16 protein-coding genes are annotated in these 16,284 nt (G+C 65.8%); 11 read left to right on the plus strand and 5 right to left on the minus strand.

Going from position 1 to position 16,284, the window contains the following annotated elements; translation table 11 throughout:
• Nucleotides 1-38: 38 nt before the first annotated feature.
• Genes rnhA through ispH form a run of 3 tightly spaced genes read right to left on the minus strand, consistent with a single transcriptional unit; the run spans nt 39 to nt 2,479 of the window.
• Nucleotides 39-482, minus strand: a complete 444-nt coding sequence (gene rnhA / locus SR3_RS21610; protein WP_068090600.1) for a ribonuclease HI — start codon at nt 480-482, stop codon at nt 39-41.
• Nucleotides 479-1,486, minus strand: coding sequence for a homoserine kinase (gene thrB, locus SR3_RS21615; RefSeq protein WP_068090601.1), 1,008 nt, complete (start codon nt 1,484-1,486; stop codon nt 479-481). The genes rnhA and thrB overlap by 4 nt, the downstream gene beginning before the upstream one ends.
• A gap of 18 nt (nt 1,487-1,504) precedes the next feature.
• Nucleotides 1,505-2,479, minus strand: a complete 975-nt coding sequence (gene ispH / locus SR3_RS21620; RefSeq protein ID WP_068090602.1) for a 4-hydroxy-3-methylbut-2-enyl diphosphate reductase — start codon at nt 2,477-2,479, stop codon at nt 1,505-1,507.
• Between the two features lie 97 nt (nt 2,480-2,576).
• Here ispH and SR3_RS21625 point away from each other — a divergent pair, with 97 nt between their 5' ends.
• The 9 genes from SR3_RS21625 (at nt 2,577) to tatC (ending at nt 10,606) form a co-directional block, all read left to right on the plus strand.
• Nucleotides 2,577-3,236 (plus strand): hypothetical protein, encoded by a 660-nt coding sequence (locus SR3_RS21625; RefSeq protein ID WP_068090604.1) that lies wholly within the window; start codon nt 2,577-2,579, stop codon nt 3,234-3,236.
• Between the two features lie 238 nt (nt 3,237-3,474).
• The gene (argS, locus tag SR3_RS21630) at nt 3,475-5,217 is read left to right on the plus strand and encodes an arginine--tRNA ligase (protein WP_068090606.1); all 1,743 of its coding nucleotides are present in this window, start codon (nt 3,475-3,477) and stop codon (nt 5,215-5,217) included.
• A 3-nt stretch (nt 5,218-5,220) separates the two neighbouring features.
• Nucleotides 5,221-6,186 (plus strand): SPOR domain-containing protein, encoded by a 966-nt coding sequence (locus tag SR3_RS21635; RefSeq protein ID WP_068090608.1) that lies wholly within the window; start codon nt 5,221-5,223, stop codon nt 6,184-6,186.
• 304 nt (nt 6,187-6,490) lie between these two features.
• Nucleotides 6,491-7,549 (plus strand): beta-N-acetylhexosaminidase, encoded by a 1,059-nt coding sequence (nagZ, locus tag SR3_RS21640; protein ID WP_068090611.1) that lies wholly within the window; start codon nt 6,491-6,493, stop codon nt 7,547-7,549.
• Nucleotides 7,546-8,346, plus strand: coding sequence for a segregation and condensation protein A (locus SR3_RS21645; RefSeq protein ID WP_068090613.1), 801 nt, complete (start codon nt 7,546-7,548; stop codon nt 8,344-8,346). The genes nagZ and SR3_RS21645 overlap by 4 nt, the downstream gene beginning before the upstream one ends.
• Nucleotides 8,339-8,944: an SMC-Scp complex subunit ScpB gene (scpB, locus tag SR3_RS21650; protein ID WP_068090615.1), complete on the plus strand. Its 606-nt coding sequence runs from the start codon at nt 8,339-8,341 to the stop codon at nt 8,942-8,944. Before SR3_RS21645 ends, scpB begins: the two co-directional genes overlap by 8 nt.
• Nucleotides 8,945-9,078: 134 nt before the next feature.
• Nucleotides 9,079-9,330: a twin-arginine translocase TatA/TatE family subunit gene (gene tatA, locus SR3_RS21655; RefSeq protein WP_068090617.1), complete on the plus strand. Its 252-nt coding sequence runs from the start codon at nt 9,079-9,081 to the stop codon at nt 9,328-9,330.
• A 13-nt stretch (nt 9,331-9,343) separates the two neighbouring features.
• Entirely contained in the window at nt 9,344-9,763 is a 420-nt protein-coding gene (gene tatB, locus SR3_RS30770; protein WP_084455804.1) for a Sec-independent protein translocase protein TatB, read from the plus strand.
• 36 nt (nt 9,764-9,799) lie between these two features.
• The gene (gene tatC / locus SR3_RS21665; protein ID WP_068090620.1) at nt 9,800-10,606 is read left to right on the plus strand and encodes a twin-arginine translocase subunit TatC; all 807 of its coding nucleotides are present in this window, start codon (nt 9,800-9,802) and stop codon (nt 10,604-10,606) included.
• 244 nt (nt 10,607-10,850) lie between these two features.
• Here tatC and SR3_RS21670 read toward each other — a convergent pair whose 3' ends face one another.
• Nucleotides 10,851-12,593: an amidohydrolase gene (locus SR3_RS21670; RefSeq protein ID WP_068090622.1), complete on the minus strand. Its 1,743-nt coding sequence runs from the start codon at nt 12,591-12,593 to the stop codon at nt 10,851-10,853.
• Between the two features lies 1 nt (nt 12,594).
• Nucleotides 12,595-13,536: an NAD(P)-dependent oxidoreductase gene (locus SR3_RS21675; protein ID WP_068090624.1), complete on the minus strand. Its 942-nt coding sequence runs from the start codon at nt 13,534-13,536 to the stop codon at nt 12,595-12,597.
• A gap of 213 nt (nt 13,537-13,749) precedes the next feature.
• Here SR3_RS21675 and SR3_RS21680 point away from each other — a divergent pair, with 213 nt between their 5' ends.
• Both SR3_RS21680 and SR3_RS21685 read left to right on the plus strand, forming a co-directional pair.
• Nucleotides 13,750-14,961, plus strand: coding sequence for a threonine ammonia-lyase (locus tag SR3_RS21680; RefSeq protein ID WP_068090645.1), 1,212 nt, complete (start codon nt 13,750-13,752; stop codon nt 14,959-14,961).
• A gap of 414 nt (nt 14,962-15,375) precedes the next feature.
• Nucleotides 15,376-16,278 (plus strand): arginyltransferase, encoded by a 903-nt coding sequence (locus SR3_RS21685; protein ID WP_084455805.1) that lies wholly within the window; start codon nt 15,376-15,378, stop codon nt 16,276-16,278.
• Nucleotides 16,279-16,284: the final 6 nt, after the last annotated feature.

The raw sequence follows: 16,284 nt of genomic DNA on the forward strand, positions 1-16,284 counted from the left end.
AAATGGAGCGCGAGGGCGATGGCCCTCGCATCTTCACCTTACTTCTTCTTCCCCACCGAAACCGCCGCATCGCTGGCCAGCTTGTCCACGCGCTCGTTCTCGGCATGGCCGGCGTGGCCCTTCACCCATTGCCAGTCGATCTTGTGCGGCTTGGCCACGATCAGCATCTCGCGCCACAGGTCTTCGTTGGCGACGGGTTCCTTCTTGGCGTTGACCCAGCCCTTCTTCTGCCAGCCGAACACCCATTTGGTGATGCCGTCGATCACGTAGCGCGAATCGGTGCTGAGGCGCACCGCGCAAGGCTGGTTCAGCGCCGCCAGAGCGCGAATCACCGCCGTCATTTCCATGCGGTTGTTGGTGGTTTCCTTTTCCGCGCCGACGAGTTCCTTCTCATGTTCGCCCATGCGCAGGAAGGCGGCCCAGCCGCCGGGGCCGGGGTTGCCCTTGCAGGCGCCATCGGTGAAGATCTCGACCTGCTTCACGCGAAGATCCCGGCGTTGGCGGGGTCGGCGTAGAAGGCCAGGCGGCGGGCGAAGGCCAGCGGGTCCTTGCGGACCACCAGCGCGTCCTGCGGCGTGTTGATCCAGTCATAGGCGCGGGTGGAGAGGAAGCGCATCGCGGCGCCGCGGGCCAGCACGGGCAGGGCTTCGCGTTCTTCGACGCTGAGGGGCCGGATCGATTCGTAGCCCTGCAGCAGGGCTTGCGAGATGGCCGGATCGAAGTTGCGCCCGGCGTTGTCGAAACACCATGCGGCGTGGGTGACGGCCACGTCATAGGCGATGATGTCGGTGCAGGAGAAATAGAAATCGATCAGACCCGTGACCGTCTCGCCCAGCATCAGCACATTGTCGGGGAAGAGGTCGGCATGGATGACGCCGGTCGGCAGATGGCGCGGCCAATGGGCGTCGAGGAAGGCCAGTTCCTCGGTCACTGTCTGGCCCAGAGCCGGGTCGATGGTGGCGAGGTCTTCCGGCTTGCAGGCCTCCAGCAACGCGCGCCATTCGGGCAGGGCCAGCGTGTTGCGGCGGTTCTGGCCATAGCCTTCCACCGCGCGGTGCATCTGCGCCAGCGCGATGCCCACGGCATGGGCCTGACCCGCCGTGGGCAGGCTGACCGAGACGCCGGGCAGGAATTCGATCAGGGCGACGACCTTGTCCTCGCCATCCGGGCCCGTCAGGCTGCGAAAGGACGCGCCATCGCGGTCATGGATGGTGCGGGGGACGGGGCAGTTCCTGTCCGCGAGATGATCGAGCAGGCCGAGGAAGAAGGGCAAATCCGCAATCTCGGTGCGGCCCTCGAACATCGTCAGGATGAAGCGCGCGCGCCCCTTTTCTGAACCAGCACCTGTTTCGCCGGTCGTTTCGATCAGCCAGTTGCTGTTCGACACGCCCTCGGCGATGCCCTTGGCCGACACGAGGTCGCCCACGTTGAAGGCGCAGATCAACTCGCCCAGCGCCTCGGCGCCAAGATGGGTGTAGACAGCCATGAGTCCCCCGAAAGCCTCTTATTCAGTCAGCTGACGGGGCAGCTTGAAGATCATCTTCTCTTCGGTCGTCACCACGGTTTCCTCGGTGACGGAGCGGAAGGTGGAGAGGAAATCAATCACCTCGCGCACCAGCGTCTCGGGCGCGCTGGCCCCGGCGGTCAGACCCAGCGTGTTGACGCCTTCCAGCCATGCCGGATCGATCTCGGAGGCGCGCTGCACCAGCTTGGCGGGCGTGCCGCCGCGGGTGGACACTTCCACCAGACGCATCGAGTTCGAGGAATTGGGCGCGCCGATCACGAACAGCAGGTCCGACTGCGGGGCGATCGCCTTGACCGCCGCCTGACGGTTCGAGGTGGCGTAGCAGATGTCTTCCGCGCGCGGCCCGTTGATCTGGGGGTAACGCTGGCGCAGGGTCCGCACGATCTCGGCGGTGTCGTCGACCGAGAGGGTGGTTTGCGTCAGGAAGCCCAGCGGATCCTCGGTGGTGAAGGGCAGGTTGAGCACGTCCTCCACCGTTTCCACCAGCGTGATCGTGCCTTCGGGCACCTGGCCCAGCGTGCCGATCACCTCGGGGTGGCCGCGGTGGCCGATGAAAATGATGTGGCGACCGGCATCGATCTGGCGCTCGGCCTGGCGGTGGACCTTGCTGACCAGCGGGCAGGTGGCGTCCAGCCAGTCCAGACCGCGCTCGTCGGCGATGGCGGGAATCGACTTGGGCACGCCATGGGCCGAGAAGATCACCGGGGCGCCATCGGGCACCTCATCCAGCTCTTCGACGAAAATCGCGCCTTTTTCCTTCAGCCCATCCACCACATAGCGGTTGTGGACGATCTCGTGCCGCACATAGACGGGCGCGCCGAATTTGAGAATCGCGCGCTCCACGATCTCGATGGCGCGGTCGACACCGGCGCAGAAACCGCGCGGGGCGGCGATCAGCAGGCGAAGGGGCAGCAGGTCAGTGGCCTGCTCAGCATCGGGAAAGGAAGCGTTCATGAAGCCGCCTCTAGCGCTTTGCGACGCGGCCCGCTAGGGCAGCGTGCAAGATAACACGCCGGATCGAAGATGCCGGAGACTTCCAAGGAACGTGAGAATGCATTTTCGTCCCCGTATGATGGCTGTTCTTGCTGCTGGAACGGCCTGTGCCCTGCTGGCGGGCTGCTCCGGCAAGGGTGAGCTGGTGGTGGACGAAGGCGTGGGCATCACGGCGGTGCGCTCCACCTGTCCGGCGGTGGGCATCGCCAATGCCACCGGTGATATGACCACCTTCCGCGTGCCCGGTTCTTCGGATGCCAAGGACATCGATCTGGTCGCCGCGATCACCGATGTGCGCCCGGAATGCGATGAAAAGTCCAATCCGGTGAAATCGCATGTCACCTTCAAGGTGCAGGTGCGCCGCAGCGACACGCATGGCGCCCGCGATGTGACGCTGCCCTATTTCTTCACCGTGATGCGCGGCGGCCGCGTGGTGATCGCCAAGAGCCTCGGCTCGGCCACCGTCCATTTCGCTGACGGTCAGGACCGCGCCGAGACCACGGCTGACGGCACCGCCACCATCGACAAGAAGGAAGCCACGCTGGACCGCGCGATCCACGACCGCATTGTGCGCCCCCGCAAGTCGGGCGAGGCCGATGCCGCCATCGATCCGCTGGCTGATCCCGCCGTGCTGGCGGCGGTCAACAAGGCCACCTTCGAGGTGCTGGTGGGCTTCCAGCTGTCGGATGCCCAGCTCGGTTACAACGCCACGCGTTGATGTTTGGGTCATGTGCTTGCGCACATGACCCGAGCGGCACCAGCCCTCTCCCCCGCCCGGCTACCCATATGATACTGCCGTTGGGTGGCCAGGCGGGGGAGAGGGCCGGTGCCGCCCCCCATCCGGCGCGACCGGATGGCCAATAACACCTTGCCATTGGCCCCGGCGTCCGTTTAGGCGCTGGGGCTGATCGTTTTTGGGGCTTTCGGGCCCGATTGTTCATGAACAGGCTTCCGCTATGACCACCCAGACCCTGCATGCCGCCTTTGCCGGCCATGTCGCCGCCGCGCTCGATGCTCTGGAGGCGGCGGGCACGCTGCCCGCGGGCCTCAACCGCGCCGCCGTGACGGTGGAGCCGCCGCGCGATGTCACGCATGGCGATCTGGCGACCAACGCCGCCATGGTGCTGGCCAAGCCTGCGGGCACCAATCCGCGCGCTCTGGCGACGGCGCTGGTGGCGGAGCTGGAAAAGCTCGATCTGGTGGAAGGCGCCGAGATCGCCGGGCCCGGCTTCATCAACCTGCGTCTGACGCCCGCCGCATGGCTGGAAGAGTTGCGCGCCGTGGCTGCGCTGGGCGCGGATTACGGGCGTTCGGCGCTGGGGCAAGGCACCACGGTCAACGTGGAATATGTCTCGGCCAACCCCACGGGCCCGATGCATATGGGCCATTGCCGTGGCGCCGTGGTGGGCGATGCTCTGGCCAGTCTGCTGGAGTATGCCGGGCATAAGGTGATCCGCGAGTATTATGTCAATGATGCGGGCGCTCAGGTGCAGGTGCTGGCCCGCTCTGCCCATATCCGTTACCGCGAGGCGCTGGGCATCGAGGTCGGCGCGATTCCCGAGGGGCTTTATCCTGGCGACTATCTGGTGCCCGTGGGTCAGGCGCTGGCCGCTGAGTTCGGCGACAAGTACGTCGATGCGCCCGAAAGCGAATGGCTGGCGATCTTCCGCGTCAAGGCCGTGGCCACCATGATGGACATGATCCGCGAGGATCTGGCGCTGCTGGGCATCAAGCACGACCTCTTCTCGTCGGAGGCCGAACTTCAGGCCGCCGGCAAGCCCGAGGAGGCCGAGGCCTGGCTGCGCGCTCAGGATCTGGTCTATGATGGCGAGCTGGAAGCCCCCAAGGGCAAGCTGCCTGACGACTGGGAGCCTGTCGCCCTGCCGCTGTTCCGCAGCACCAAATTCGGCGACGATCAGGACCGCCCGATCAAGAAGTCCGACGGCACATGGACCTATTTCGGCGCCGATCTGGCCTATCACTTCCAGAAGGCGCAGACCGCCGATGCTCTGGTCGACATCTGGGGCGCCGACCATGCCGGTACGGTCAAGCGCATCAAGGCCGCCGTCGCCGCGATGACCGGTGCCAAGGGCAAGCCCACGCCTTTCGAGGTCAAGCTGGTGCAGATGGTCGCCCTGCTGCGCAATGGCGAACCCGTCAAAATGTCCAAGCGTTCGGGCACCTTCGTGACGCTGGCCGATGTGGTGAAGGAGGTCGGCAAGGATGTCGTGCGCTTCACCATGCTCACCCGCAAGCCCGAGGCCCAGATGGACTTCGACTTCGCCAAGGTGGTGGAAGCCTCCAAGGACAATCCGGTCTTCTATCTGCAATATGCCCATGCGCGCATCCGCTCCACCCTGCGCAAGGCAGCGGCGGAAGGCTTTGCGCCCGCTCCGGACGCCATCGAGCAGCTGGGCGAGGAAGAGCTGGCGCTGGTCAAGCTGATCGCCCAGTTCCCCCGCATCGTGGAGGCCGCCGCCGTGGCGCGCGAGCCGCATCGCATCGCCTTTTTCCTGGCCGATGTCGCCTCGGCCTTCCATTCCTACTGGAATGTCGGCAACGACCGGCCCGACAAGCGCTTCATCCTGCCCCAGAATGGTGCATTGACGACAGCGCGGCTTTTCCTCGGCACGCAAATCGGGCAGGTTGTGCGCAATGGCCTGGCTCTGCTGGGCGTCGAGGCCGTCGAGGAGATGTGATTCATGTCGGGTGAGAATCAGGGCAATCCTCCCCAGAACGAGCCGTGGCTGAACGATGCCCGTGAGGCTCTGGCCAAAAAGGCCGGAGAACAGGGGCAGGAATGGGTCGCCAATGCTCAGGATCAGGTCCATCAAGGCCAGGAATGGGCAGGCAACGCCGCGCATGATGCTGGCCAGACCGCCGAGAACTGGATCGACCAGAGCTGGGACAAGCACAGCTGGCCGACCCCTGGCACCGAGCCCGTGGCCGCGCTGAACGGCAATTACGCCGGCACCGAGGAAACGCTGAACCTGCAGGACCGCGATCGCCTTCCCTGGCTCGACAATGCCGGGGATGACGAGGATTACTACGCCGTCGATCACCGCCGTGTGATTGCCGCTGTGGTTGGTGGCCTGCTGCTGCTGGCCGTGGTGGTGGGGGGCGTTTTCGCCTTCACGCATCGCAAGGATGGCGCGGCGCCGGTGGCCGATGGCAGCGTGATCGGCGCGTCGGATCAGCCCTATAAGCAGGCCCCCGCCAATCCGGGCGGCAAGCAGTTCGAGGGCACCGGCGATTCGAGCTTCGCCGCCGCTCAGGGCAAGGATCACCCGGCCCAGCTGGCGGCAGGCGATTCCGCGCCCAAGCCCGCCGCGCCGGTCGATGCGCGCGTCGATTCACCCAAGACGGACGCCAAGCCCGAGGCCAAGCCTTCAGCTGCTGCTGCCTCCGCCGCTTCGGCTGAGGACGCTGGTCCGGTTGGCGGCGTGGTGCAGATCGCGGCCTATTCCAACGAAGGTCAGGCACGCTCGGGCTGGGATCACCTCGTGCAGCAGCATGAGATGCTCAAGGGTATGAACCACCGCATCGTGCAGGGGCAGTCGGATATCGGCACGGTGTTCCGCCTGCAGCTGCTGGCCTCGGCTGGCGGTGGCAGCGCCCTGTGCAGCAAGCTGAAGGCTGAAGGGATTCCCTGTCAGGTTAAGCATTGAATTAAGTAAGGAAGATGCGAGGGGTTACCCCCTCGCGCTCCCATGACGCCTTCCGGCGAGAGGAGGGTGGCGCCGAATTGAAGCGCCCAAACTCTCCACCTGCACCACCTAAGGCGCCGCAGGCTTTCAGTCCTTCTTGCCTGCGGCGCGGCAAACTGAGCGCTTTGGCCGAACCCTAAGCGCAACGTAGACATGAAAGGGAGCGCGAGGGTTATGGCCCCCGCATCTGACCTTCCTTTTTAATCCCCCTTATCCACACCCCCGAAAACTTGCGCAAAACCCCCAAGTTTGCGAGGGTTTCACCATGCTTCCCGCGATTTTCGGCCTCTCCGGCCACACCCTGACCGCTGACGAGCGCGCCTTCTTCCGCGATGCGGACCCGGCGGGCTATATCCTCTTCGCCCGCAACGTGGCGGATCGGGATCAGTTGCGCGCGCTCACTGACGATCTGCGCTCGATCCATGGCCGTGATCAGCTGCTGGTCACCGTGGATCATGAGGGCGGGCGTGTGGCGCGGTTGAAGCCGCCCGTTTGGTCGCGTTATCCGGCGGGGGAGGCTTTTGCGCGGCTGTGGCAGCTCGCACCAGCCAGCGCGATCGAGGCGGCGCGGGTGCATGCTCAGGCGCTGGGCATGGATCTGGCGGAGGTCGGCATCTCGATGGATTGCTGGCCTTGCGTGGATGTGCGGGTGCCGGGGGCGGATGATGTGATTGGCGACCGCGCTCTGGGGCAGGAACCCAGGCAGGTGGCCGCTCTGGGCCGCGCCATTCTGGATGGGTTGGCACTGGCCGGGGTGGCGGGTTGCGTGAAGCATATGCCGGGCCATGGCCGCGCCGGGGCGGACAGTCACAAGGCTCTGCCGCGCGTCGAGGTGGACGCCGCCGCGCTGGAGCAGGATCTGGCGCCGTTTCGCGCTCTCAACACAGCGCCGGCAGGGATGACGGCGCACATCCTTTACCCGGCGTGGGATGGGGAGCGCCCGGCCACGCAGTCGCCCACCGTGATCCAGCAGATCATCCGCGAGAGCATCGGCTTCGACGGCCTGTTGATGACCGATGATCTGGATATGAAGGCGCTTTCGGGCACCATCGCGGAAAAGGCCAGCCTGTCGCTGGCGGCGGGTTGCGATGTGGTGCTCAACTGCTGGGGCACGATCCCCGATATGCAGGCGATTGCGGGAGCGGTGCCTGCGCTCACGCAGCAGGGCGCGGCGCGTCTGGCGCGGGCTCTGGCGGATGATCGCGGGCCGCAGCCGCTGGACGCCGCGCTTCAGGCAGAGCGATGGGCCAAGCGCGATGCGCTGCTGGCGCTGGCGGGCGAGGATCTGGCCGCTGGCGCCGATCCCACGGCCTATACCGTATGAACGAATCCGGCCTGCTGGAAGGGCTCGATGGCCCCGATCTGGCGGGGCCCCCGCAGGAGGGCGCGCTTTACCTCGCCTTTGACAGCTGGGAGGGCCCGCTCGATCTGCTGCTCGATCTGGCGCGGCGGCAGAAGGTGGATCTCAAGACGATCCCGATCCTCGATCTGGTCGACCAGTATCTGGCCTTTATCGATCAGGCCGAGGCGCTCAAGCTGGAGGTCGCCGCCGATTATCTGGTGATGGCGGCGTGGCTGGCCTATCTTAAATCCGCCATGCTGCTGCCCAGGGAGGAGCAGGAAGACCCAAGCCCCGAAGAGCTGGCGCTGCGCCTCCATCTGCGCCTGCAACGTCTGGCGGCGATGCGTGAGGCCGCCGCCCGCCTGATGGCGCGCGACCGTCTGGGCCGCGACACCTTCCAGCGCGGCGCGCCAGAGGGCTGGCGGGTGGACCGCAAGGCGCTGTGGCAGTGCGACTGGTTCTCGCTGGTGCAGGCCTATGGGCAGGTGAAGGCGCGCAATGCGCCGGTGGTCCATATGGTGCGCGACCGCAAGGTGATGACGCTGGATGCGGCGCTGGCGCGGGTCAGCGCGATGCTGGGCGTGACGCTCGACTGGATGGTGCTGGAGGATTTCCTGCCCGCCAGCAGCGGCGAATGGGAGGACCGGCGGCTGAGGCGCTCGGCGCTGGCTTCCAGCTTTCTGGCGGCGCTGGAACTGGCCAAGCAGGGCCGGGTGGAACTGGTGCAGGAGGAATGCTTCGGCCCCCTGCAGATGCGCCGGATCGTCGACCATGGATGAGATCACGCGCGCCGTGGAGGCCGCCCTTTTCGCCGCGCCCGAACCGGTGACGCCCGAGGCTCTGTCCACTCACCTCGGCGGCGTGGCGGTGAAGCCCGCGCTGGCGGCTCTGGCTGAGCATTACGCCACGCGCGGCATCCATCTGGTGGAGCGCGGCGGGCGCTGGCATTTCCAGACCGCCCCCGATCTGGCCCATATCCTGCGCCGCGAGCATGAAGAACCGCGGAAGCTGTCACGCGCCGCCACCGAATGCCTCGCCGTGATCGCCTATCACGAGCCGGTCAGCCGCGCCGAAATCGAATCGATCCGCGGCGTGCAGACCGCGCGCGGCACGCTCGACGTGCTGATGGAGGCGGGCTGGGTGCGCGCTGCCGGTCGCCGCGAAGTGCCGGGCCGCCCGGTGATTTATGCCACGACACCGGCCTTTCTGGCGCATTTCGGCCTCGCCAGCCGCCGCGATCTGCCGGGACTCGAAGATCTGCGCGCCGCAGGCCTGCTCGATCCGGTGGAGGATGCTTTCGAGGAGGCCATGGCCGGAAAACCACCCCCAGGCGATCCGGCAGTTGGGCCCGATGATGGGGCATCTGACCCATCCTGAACCGCCCGAATGCTCTCCGTGCTGGCATCCATGCAAGATTGGGCCTAGATAGGAGGCAGAAAGTCCCTATCTAGGGTTTGTGAGAGGGCGCCGGTGCAACCTTGGGGCCCGGCGTGATATTTGGAGCAAGAACAATGATGGGTCTGTCGCTTCCGCATCTGATCGTGCTGGCGCTTGTGGTGCTGGTGCTGTTCGGCAAGGGCCGGATTTCCGAAATGATGGGTGATTTTGGCAAGGGAATCAAAAGCTTCAAGGAAGGCATGAATGAGGACGGCACCCCGCGCGCCGCCCCCACGCCGACCGCGCCGCCCGCCCAGATCACGCAGGCGCCCGCCAGTCCGGAGCCTGTCAAGAACCAGAGCGAAACCGGCACGACCCAGAACTGAGCCGCGCCGCTTCATGTTTCTTGACATCGCACCTTCGGAATTTCTGCTGACGGCAGTGGTGGCCGTTGTGGTCATCGGCCCCAAGGATCTGCCGCGCGCCATGCGCACGGCAGGCAAATGGATGGCCAAGATGCGCCGCGTCTCCGGCCATTTCCGCTCCGGCATCGAAACCATGATCCGCGAGGCCGAACTGGAGGACATGGAAAAGAAATGGCGCGAGCAGAATGAGGCGATCATGAAGGCGCAGGCCCCCGTGGCCGCCCTTCCGTCCGAAGTGACCGTTCACGCCCCCACCGAGCCGCTGCATGTGGGCGAGGTGGGCTATGAAGGCCATGGCGCCGCGCATAGCGACGTGCCTTCCACGGATGTTGCTCACCATCAGGCGCCGCATGGCGAGGCGAAAAGCCCCTCGCAGCCTGAAATCCTGTCCTGAGTTTTGCTCCAAATTCCTCGGTGAGTTCCCCGCAGCATGGCCTTTGAAATCAAGGATATCGACGAGTCGCAGGCGCCGCTGCTCGAACATCTGGTGGAATTGCGCTCGCGGCTGATGCGCTGCATCGCCGCGCTGGCGGTGTCCTTCTGCGTGTGCTTCTACTTCGTGAAGCCGATCTTCGCCTTCCTCGTGGCGCCGCTGGCCGCTGCTTTCCCCGCCGGGCAGGGCCGCCTTGTCTACACCAAGCTTTACGAAGCCTTCTTCGTCGAGCTGAAGGTGGCGCTGTTCGCGGCCTTCATCCTGTCTTTTCCGGTGCTGGCCAACCAGCTCTGGGCCTTCGTGGCGCCGGGCCTCTACGCCAAGGAAAAGAAGGCTTTCCTGCCTTTCCTGATCGCCACGCCGATCCTGTTCCTGATGGGCGCCGCGCTGGCCTATTACGTCGTGATGCCGCAAGCCTTCCGCTGGCTGCTGAGCTTCGGCGGCCAGACGGGCGGGTTGAAGCTGGAAGCGCTGCCCTCCACCGGGGACTACCTTGGCCTGGTGATGCAGTTCATCTTTGCCTTCGGGATCAGCTTCCTGCTGCCCGTGCTGCTGATGCTGCTGAACCGCGCCGGTCTGGTGACGCGCACCCAGCTTTCGGGCGCGCGGCGCTATGTGATCGTGGCGATCGTGGCGGCGGCGGCTTTGCTCACGCCGCCTGACGTTGGCTCGCAGCTGATGCTGGCCGTGCCGCTGCTGATCCTGTTCGAGGGGACCATGGTGTTTATGTGGTTCACCGAAAAGCGGGATGCCAAGGCCAAGGCTGCCGAAGAAGCGGTGATTGAAGTTTCTTCTGAAGGTTAAAGGGAAAAAGCGAGGGGGTTACCCCCTCGCGCTCCCATAACGTCTTCCGACGATAGGGCCGGGGTTCCCGATTGTGGCGCCTAGGCTCTCCACCTGCACCACCTGAGGCGCCGCAGGCCTTCAATCTAATAGCGCAGCGCAGGGAAAATTGCCTGCGGCGCAGCGACGTTGCTCTGCCGCCGAACCCGAAGCACGACGCAGACATTAAAGGGAGCGCGAGGGCGATGGCCCTCGCAACTTCTCCTTATTTCTTCTCTTCATCCGCCTTGAACACCGGTAATCCGCCGACCCAGACCTGCAACACCTTCGTCCCGCGAATCTCGGCTGGTGGAACGGTCATCACATCCCGGTCTACCAGCAGGAAGTCGGCGTGCTGGCCCGGCGTCAGGCGCCCGAAGTGATCCTCGGCAAAACCGGCATAGGCGGCCTTCACGGTGTATCCCGCCAGCGCCTGCGTACGGGATACTACCTCCTGCGGCTGCCACCCGCCAGCGGGCTGACCATCCGCGCCAACGCGGCTGATCGCGGCGGCCATGCCAGCGAAGGGATCGCTCACCTCCACCGGGGCGTCAGAGCCGAAGGCCAGAGTCGCCCCCGTCGCCGCCGCGCTTTTCCACGCATAGGCGCCGGCAAGGCGTGCAGGGCCCAGGCGCGCTTCGGCCATCAGGCGGTCGCTGGTTTCGTGGGTGGGCTGCATGCTCAGGATGATGTGGCCGGCGCGCTTGTCCAGATCGGCGATGCGGGGGAAGTCCTCCGGGGCGATGATCTGGGCGTGCTCGATGCGCCAGCGGCGGTCGCCCTTGTAGGTGTCGGCCATTTCGGTGATGGCGTCGAGCACCTCGCTGTTGGCGGCGTCGCCGATGGCGTGGACGGCGACCTGAAAGTGGTCCATCGCGGCGCGGCTCATCAGGTTTTTGAGCGCGGCGTCGTTCAACTGGGGCAGGCCGGTGGTGTTCGGGGCATCGGCATAGGGCGCTTTCAGCCATGCGCCGCGTGAGCCCAGCGCGCCATCGAGGAACAGTTTTACGCCATTCATGCGCAGGCGGTCGTCATAGAGCCATGGCGTGGGGCCGGGGCCGCCGATCAGCGCCATGGCATCGGTGCCCAGCGCATAGGCCATGATGCGGATGCGCAGGCGGCCAAGATCGCCCGCACGGCGGAAGGTCTGCCAGTCCTCGACGGAGGTGCCCATATCGGCGGCGGCGGTGACGCCGTGGCGCAGCAGGATGGTCTGCGCGGTGGAGAGCGCCAGATCGCGGTCCTCGGGGCGGGGCGGGGGCACGGCCTTGGCCATCAGCGCGGTGGCGGCATCGACCAGCACACCGGCGGGGGCAGCCAAAGCGGCGCGGGGCGCGGGCTTAGCGCCGGGCCGGGCAGGGCGCGAGGGGGCAGGGGCGGGCGCGGCGAGGCGCTCGATATGGCCGCCTGCCGGGTCTTTGGTGGCTGCCGTGATGCCCGCCAGCGCCAGCGCCCTGGAGTTGGCCCAGCCGGCGTGGCCATCGACGCGTTCCAGCCAGACGGGGCGGTCGCTGACGGCGGCGTCCAGTTCGGCGGCGGTGGGGAAGCGGCCCAGCCCCCAGGTCTCCTGATTCCAGCCGCTGCCGATGATCCAGGGGCGGCCCGGATATTTGGCGGCATAGGCGGCGATCTTGGTCTGGGCGTCGGCCAGCGAGCGCGTGTCCGACAGGTCCAGCGTCAGGGCGTTGAAGCCGATGCCCATCACATGGGCGTGGGCGTCGATCAGGCCGGGCATCATCACCGCGTCATGGCCGTCGGTGAGGAAATCCAGCTTGGTGGGGCGGGTGTCGCCATCGCGCAGCAGTTGCTTGACGCGCCCGTCCTTGTCGATGACCAGACCGCTGAAGTGCTGGATCTCGCCATGGTCATCCAGCGTGAAGCCGCGCACATGGTCGATCAGCGCGTCGGCGTGGGCCTGAACCGGCAGAACCGTGGCAAGCAGGGCGGCAGTCAGAACCCGAAAACGCATATTATCCCTTCTGCACGCCCCGGCGGGGCAGGCGGCGCACCAGCGCGGTGATGTCCTGGCGGCCAGCGCCCATCGCCTGAAGATCGGCGTAGAACTGGTCGATCAGCGCGGTGATCGGCAAGGACAGGCCAAGCCCGCGCCCCTCATCCAGCGCCAGACCGAGATCCTTGCGCATCAGATCGACGGTGAGGCCGAAATCGAACTCATCCTGCGCCATGGAGGTCCAGTGATTGTCCATCTGCCAGCTCTGCGCCGCGCCGCCGCTGATCGCTTCCAGCACGCGGTCGAGGTCGAGATGCTCGGCCTGCGCCAGACGCAAGGCTTCGGAAAGCCCCGCCAGCACGCCGGTCATGCAGATCTGGTTGATCATCTTGGTGACCTGACCCGTGCCCGGCTTGCCGACATGGACGATGCGCCGCGCATAGGCGCTCATCACCGCGCGGGCTTCCTCCACGGCGGCGGGCTTGCCGCCGCACATCAGCGTGAGCGTGCCCGCCTCTGCGCCGGGCTGGGCGCCGGTCATGGGCGCGTCGACGCAGTGGACCTCGCGGTCGCGCGCTTCCACCGCGATCTGGCGGGCGATGCGCGCCGAGGCGGTGGTGTGGTCGATGAACAGCGCGCCCGGCCGCATCGAGCGCAGCAGGCCCTGAGGCCCCAGCACCACATCCGCCAGATCGTCGTCATTGCCCACGCAGGTGATGACCACATCGGCGCCCACGGCGGCCTGCCCCGGGCTGCGTGCGGTGATGACCTGCAGATCGGGGTTTTTCTCGCGCCAGGCGGAGATCTTGTCGGGCGACCGGTTGTAGATCGTCAGCGTATGGCCGGCCTGCGCCAGATGGCGGGCGATGGGCGATCCCATCACGCCCAGCCCCACCACGGAAATGCGGCGCGGAGAGGCTGCGGGCTGCGGCTCGGGCGTGATGTCCTCGATCCCGCTCATGGCAATGTCCCTTCTGGAAGTTCGGGGTGGAGGTTCTGATAGCGGCTTTTGGCGGAATGGGAACCTCGGCTGCACCAAAATAGGGGCTTTCTTGCATGTTTTGCACATGCGGAAGTGCTTGAAGCGCGCCGCGCAGAGGCGTAGGGCCCGGCGGTTATGAACGACACCGTTACGCAATCGCCCGAGGCTCCTCGCACCATCGCTCATCAGGACATGCGCCTGACGATCGAGGACATCCGCGCGGCGCAGATGCGAATTAGCGGTCACGTCGTGCGCACCGACATGGATCATTCGCGCACACTGTCGGAAATCTGCGGCTGCAATGTGTGGCTGAAGTTCGAAAACCTGCAATTCACCGCCGCCTACAAGGAACGCGGCGCCCTCAATGCCCTTCTGCTTCTGACTCAGGAACAGCGCGATCGCGGCGTGATCGCCGCCAGCGCCGGTAATCATGCGCAAGGCCTGTCGTATCACGGCACGCGCCTTGGCGTGCCCGTGACCATCGTGATGCCGCGCACCACCCCCACGGTGAAGGTGATGCAGACCGAGAGCGTGGGCGGCAAGGTGGTGCTGGAAGGCGAGACCTTCGACGAGGCCTATGCCTTCGCCCGCAGCATGGAAAAGCAGCTGGGCCTGACCTTCGTCCATCCCTTCGACGAGCCCGCCGTGGCTGCCGGACAAGGCACGGTGGCGCTGGAAATGCTGGAAGATGTGCCCGAGCTGGACATGCTGGTGCTGCCCGTCGGCGGCGGCGGCCTGGCCAGCGGCATGGGCACGGCGGCGCGCGCCATCAAGCCCGACATCGGGCTGATCGGCGTGGAGGCGGAGCTGTTCCCCTCCATGTACAATCTGCTGAAGGGCGCCAGCCTGCCCATCGGCGGCGACACGCTGGCCGAGGGCATCGCCGTCAAGGAACCGGGCCATTTCACCCAGAAGGTGCTGGCCGGGCTGCTCGATGACTTCGTGCTGGTGAACGAATCGGCGATGGAGCATGCCCTCGCGCTGCTGCTGCAGATCGAGAAGACCGTGGTGGAGGGCGCCGGTGCCGCCGGTCTCGCCGCTGTCCTTGAGAACCGCGAGATGTTCGCCGGGCGCAATGTGGGCATCGTGCTGACCGGTGGCAACATCGATCAGCGCCTGCTGGCCAATGTGCTGCTGCGCGATCTGGCGCGTTCGGGCCGTCTGGCCCGCCTGCGTCTGGTGCTGCAGGACCGCCCCGGCGCGCTGTTCAAGGTGATGGAGGAGTTCGACCGCCATCAGGTCAACATCCTCGAAGTCTATCACCAGCGCATCTTCACCCACCTGCCCGCCAAGGGCCTGACCGCCGACATCGAATGCGAGGCACGCGATGGCGGGCAGATCGCGGCGCTGATCGCGGCGCTGCGGGCCAAGGGGTATGAGGTGAATCAGGCTGAGCCGAATTAAGGAATGAAGGGAAAGTGCGAGGGGGTTACCCCCTCGCGCTCCCATGACGTCTTCCGGCGAGGCGGCAGTGGCGCCGAAATGTTGCGCCTTGGATCTTCACCTGCGTGACCTTGGGGCGCCGTTGCTCTGTGGCCGAACCGGAAGCGCAAGCGCTGACACTTAAAGGGAGCGCGAGGGTGATGACCCTCGCATCTTCTCTTTTCTGAACTGTCTCCGGCCCAGTAAAAATACCCAAGCTCCACCCGTTAACTTTCTCCCGCCTCAACCGTTCTGAAACGGAGCGGATATGTCCCATTTGCGGGCGTTCTTTCCGAAAGCGTGGTTAAGGGTCTTTCACAGATCTGCGCGATTGGGCATACTCGCGACTTGGAGGGGAGCATTGCCCCAGAACAACAGGATCGCGAGCGAGCAACCGTGACGGCACCCGTGCGTTTCCCCCGATTTTTCGTCACCAGCCCGGCGCCGTGTCCGTATCTGGCCGGGCGGCAGGAGCGCAAGGTCTTCACCGAGCTGAAGGGCCCGAGCGCCGATGCGCTGAATGACGCGCTGGGCCGAATCGGGTTTCGCCGCAGTCAGACGGTGGCTTACCGGCCCAGTTGCGCCGATTGCGCGGCTTGCGTTTCGGTGCGGGTCGTCTCGCAGGAGTTCCAGCCTTCCTCCACGCAGAAGCGCAATCTCAAGCGTAATTCCGATCTGGTGGCCACCGTGTGCCATCCCTGGTCCACCGCTGAGCAATTCGCCTTACTCCAGCGCTATTTGGCCGCGCGACACCCCGGCGGCGGCATGGCGACGATGGATGAAGTCGATTTTGCCGATATGGTGGAACATACGCCGGTCACCAGCTATGTGATCGAATACAGGGAGCCTTGCGAGGACGGGGGAACGGGTCGTTTGGTCGGCGCGTGCCTTACGGATCGGCAGGGCGACGGGTTGTCGATGATCTATTCCTTCTACGACCCGGAACATGCGACACGGACCGGGCTTGGCAATTATATTATCCTCGATCACATCCGCCGGGCCGCCCAGGACGACCTGCCCTTCGTGTATCTGGGCTATTGGGTCGAAGGGTCGGAGCGGATGCAGTACAAGGTGCGCTATCGCCCGCTTGAGCGATTGGGCCGCGATGGCTGGCGCCGCATGTCTGCCGAAGAGCAGGACCGGCTTATCTCCGATACGGCCGGGCAGGGCGGCAAGCGCGATGGCGGCCTGCCTGCCAAGGATGGCAGTGTCGAGCCCAGAACCGCTGAAGCGCTGCGGGCCGAATCCATGCCCTCGCTCGACCAGTCAGGGTTTTCTTCCTCCTTCGATTCGTTCTGACGCGGG

This window comes from Novosphingobium rosa NBRC 15208 (assembly GCF_001598555.1).
Lineage (GTDB): Bacteria > Pseudomonadota > Alphaproteobacteria > Sphingomonadales > Sphingomonadaceae > Novosphingobium > Novosphingobium rosa.

Bases quoted from the DNA above. Each gene is read 5' to 3' on its own strand.
- nagZ (WP_068090611.1), top strand. From the start codon at position 6,491: ATGCTTCCCGCGATTTTCGGCCTCTCCGGCCACACCCTGACCGCTGAC.
- SR3_RS21670 (WP_068090622.1), bottom strand. From the start codon at position 12,593: ATGCGTTTTCGGGTTCTGACTGCCGCCCTGCTTGCCACGGTTCTGCCG.
- tatB (WP_084455804.1), top strand. From the start codon at position 9,344: ATGTTTCTTGACATCGCACCTTCGGAATTTCTGCTGACGGCAGTGGTG.
- thrB (WP_068090601.1), bottom strand. From the start codon at position 1,486: ATGGCTGTCTACACCCATCTTGGCGCCGAGGCGCTGGGCGAGTTGATC.
- SR3_RS21625 (WP_068090604.1), top strand. From the start codon at position 2,577: ATGCATTTTCGTCCCCGTATGATGGCTGTTCTTGCTGCTGGAACGGCC.
- argS (WP_068090606.1), top strand. From the start codon at position 3,475: ATGACCACCCAGACCCTGCATGCCGCCTTTGCCGGCCATGTCGCCGCC.
- tatC (WP_068090620.1), top strand. From the start codon at position 9,800: ATGGCCTTTGAAATCAAGGATATCGACGAGTCGCAGGCGCCGCTGCTC.
- SR3_RS21675 (WP_068090624.1), bottom strand. From the start codon at position 13,536: ATGAGCGGGATCGAGGACATCACGCCCGAGCCGCAGCCCGCAGCCTCT.
- tatA (WP_068090617.1), top strand. From the start codon at position 9,079: ATGATGGGTCTGTCGCTTCCGCATCTGATCGTGCTGGCGCTTGTGGTG.
- SR3_RS21680 (WP_068090645.1), top strand. From the start codon at position 13,750: ATGCGCCTGACGATCGAGGACATCCGCGCGGCGCAGATGCGAATTAGC.
- scpB (WP_068090615.1), top strand. From the start codon at position 8,339: ATGGATGAGATCACGCGCGCCGTGGAGGCCGCCCTTTTCGCCGCGCCC.
- ispH (WP_068090602.1), bottom strand. From the start codon at position 2,479: ATGAACGCTTCCTTTCCCGATGCTGAGCAGGCCACTGACCTGCTGCCC.
- SR3_RS21645 (WP_068090613.1), top strand. From the start codon at position 7,546: ATGAACGAATCCGGCCTGCTGGAAGGGCTCGATGGCCCCGATCTGGCG.
- SR3_RS21635 (WP_068090608.1), top strand. From the start codon at position 5,221: ATGTCGGGTGAGAATCAGGGCAATCCTCCCCAGAACGAGCCGTGGCTG.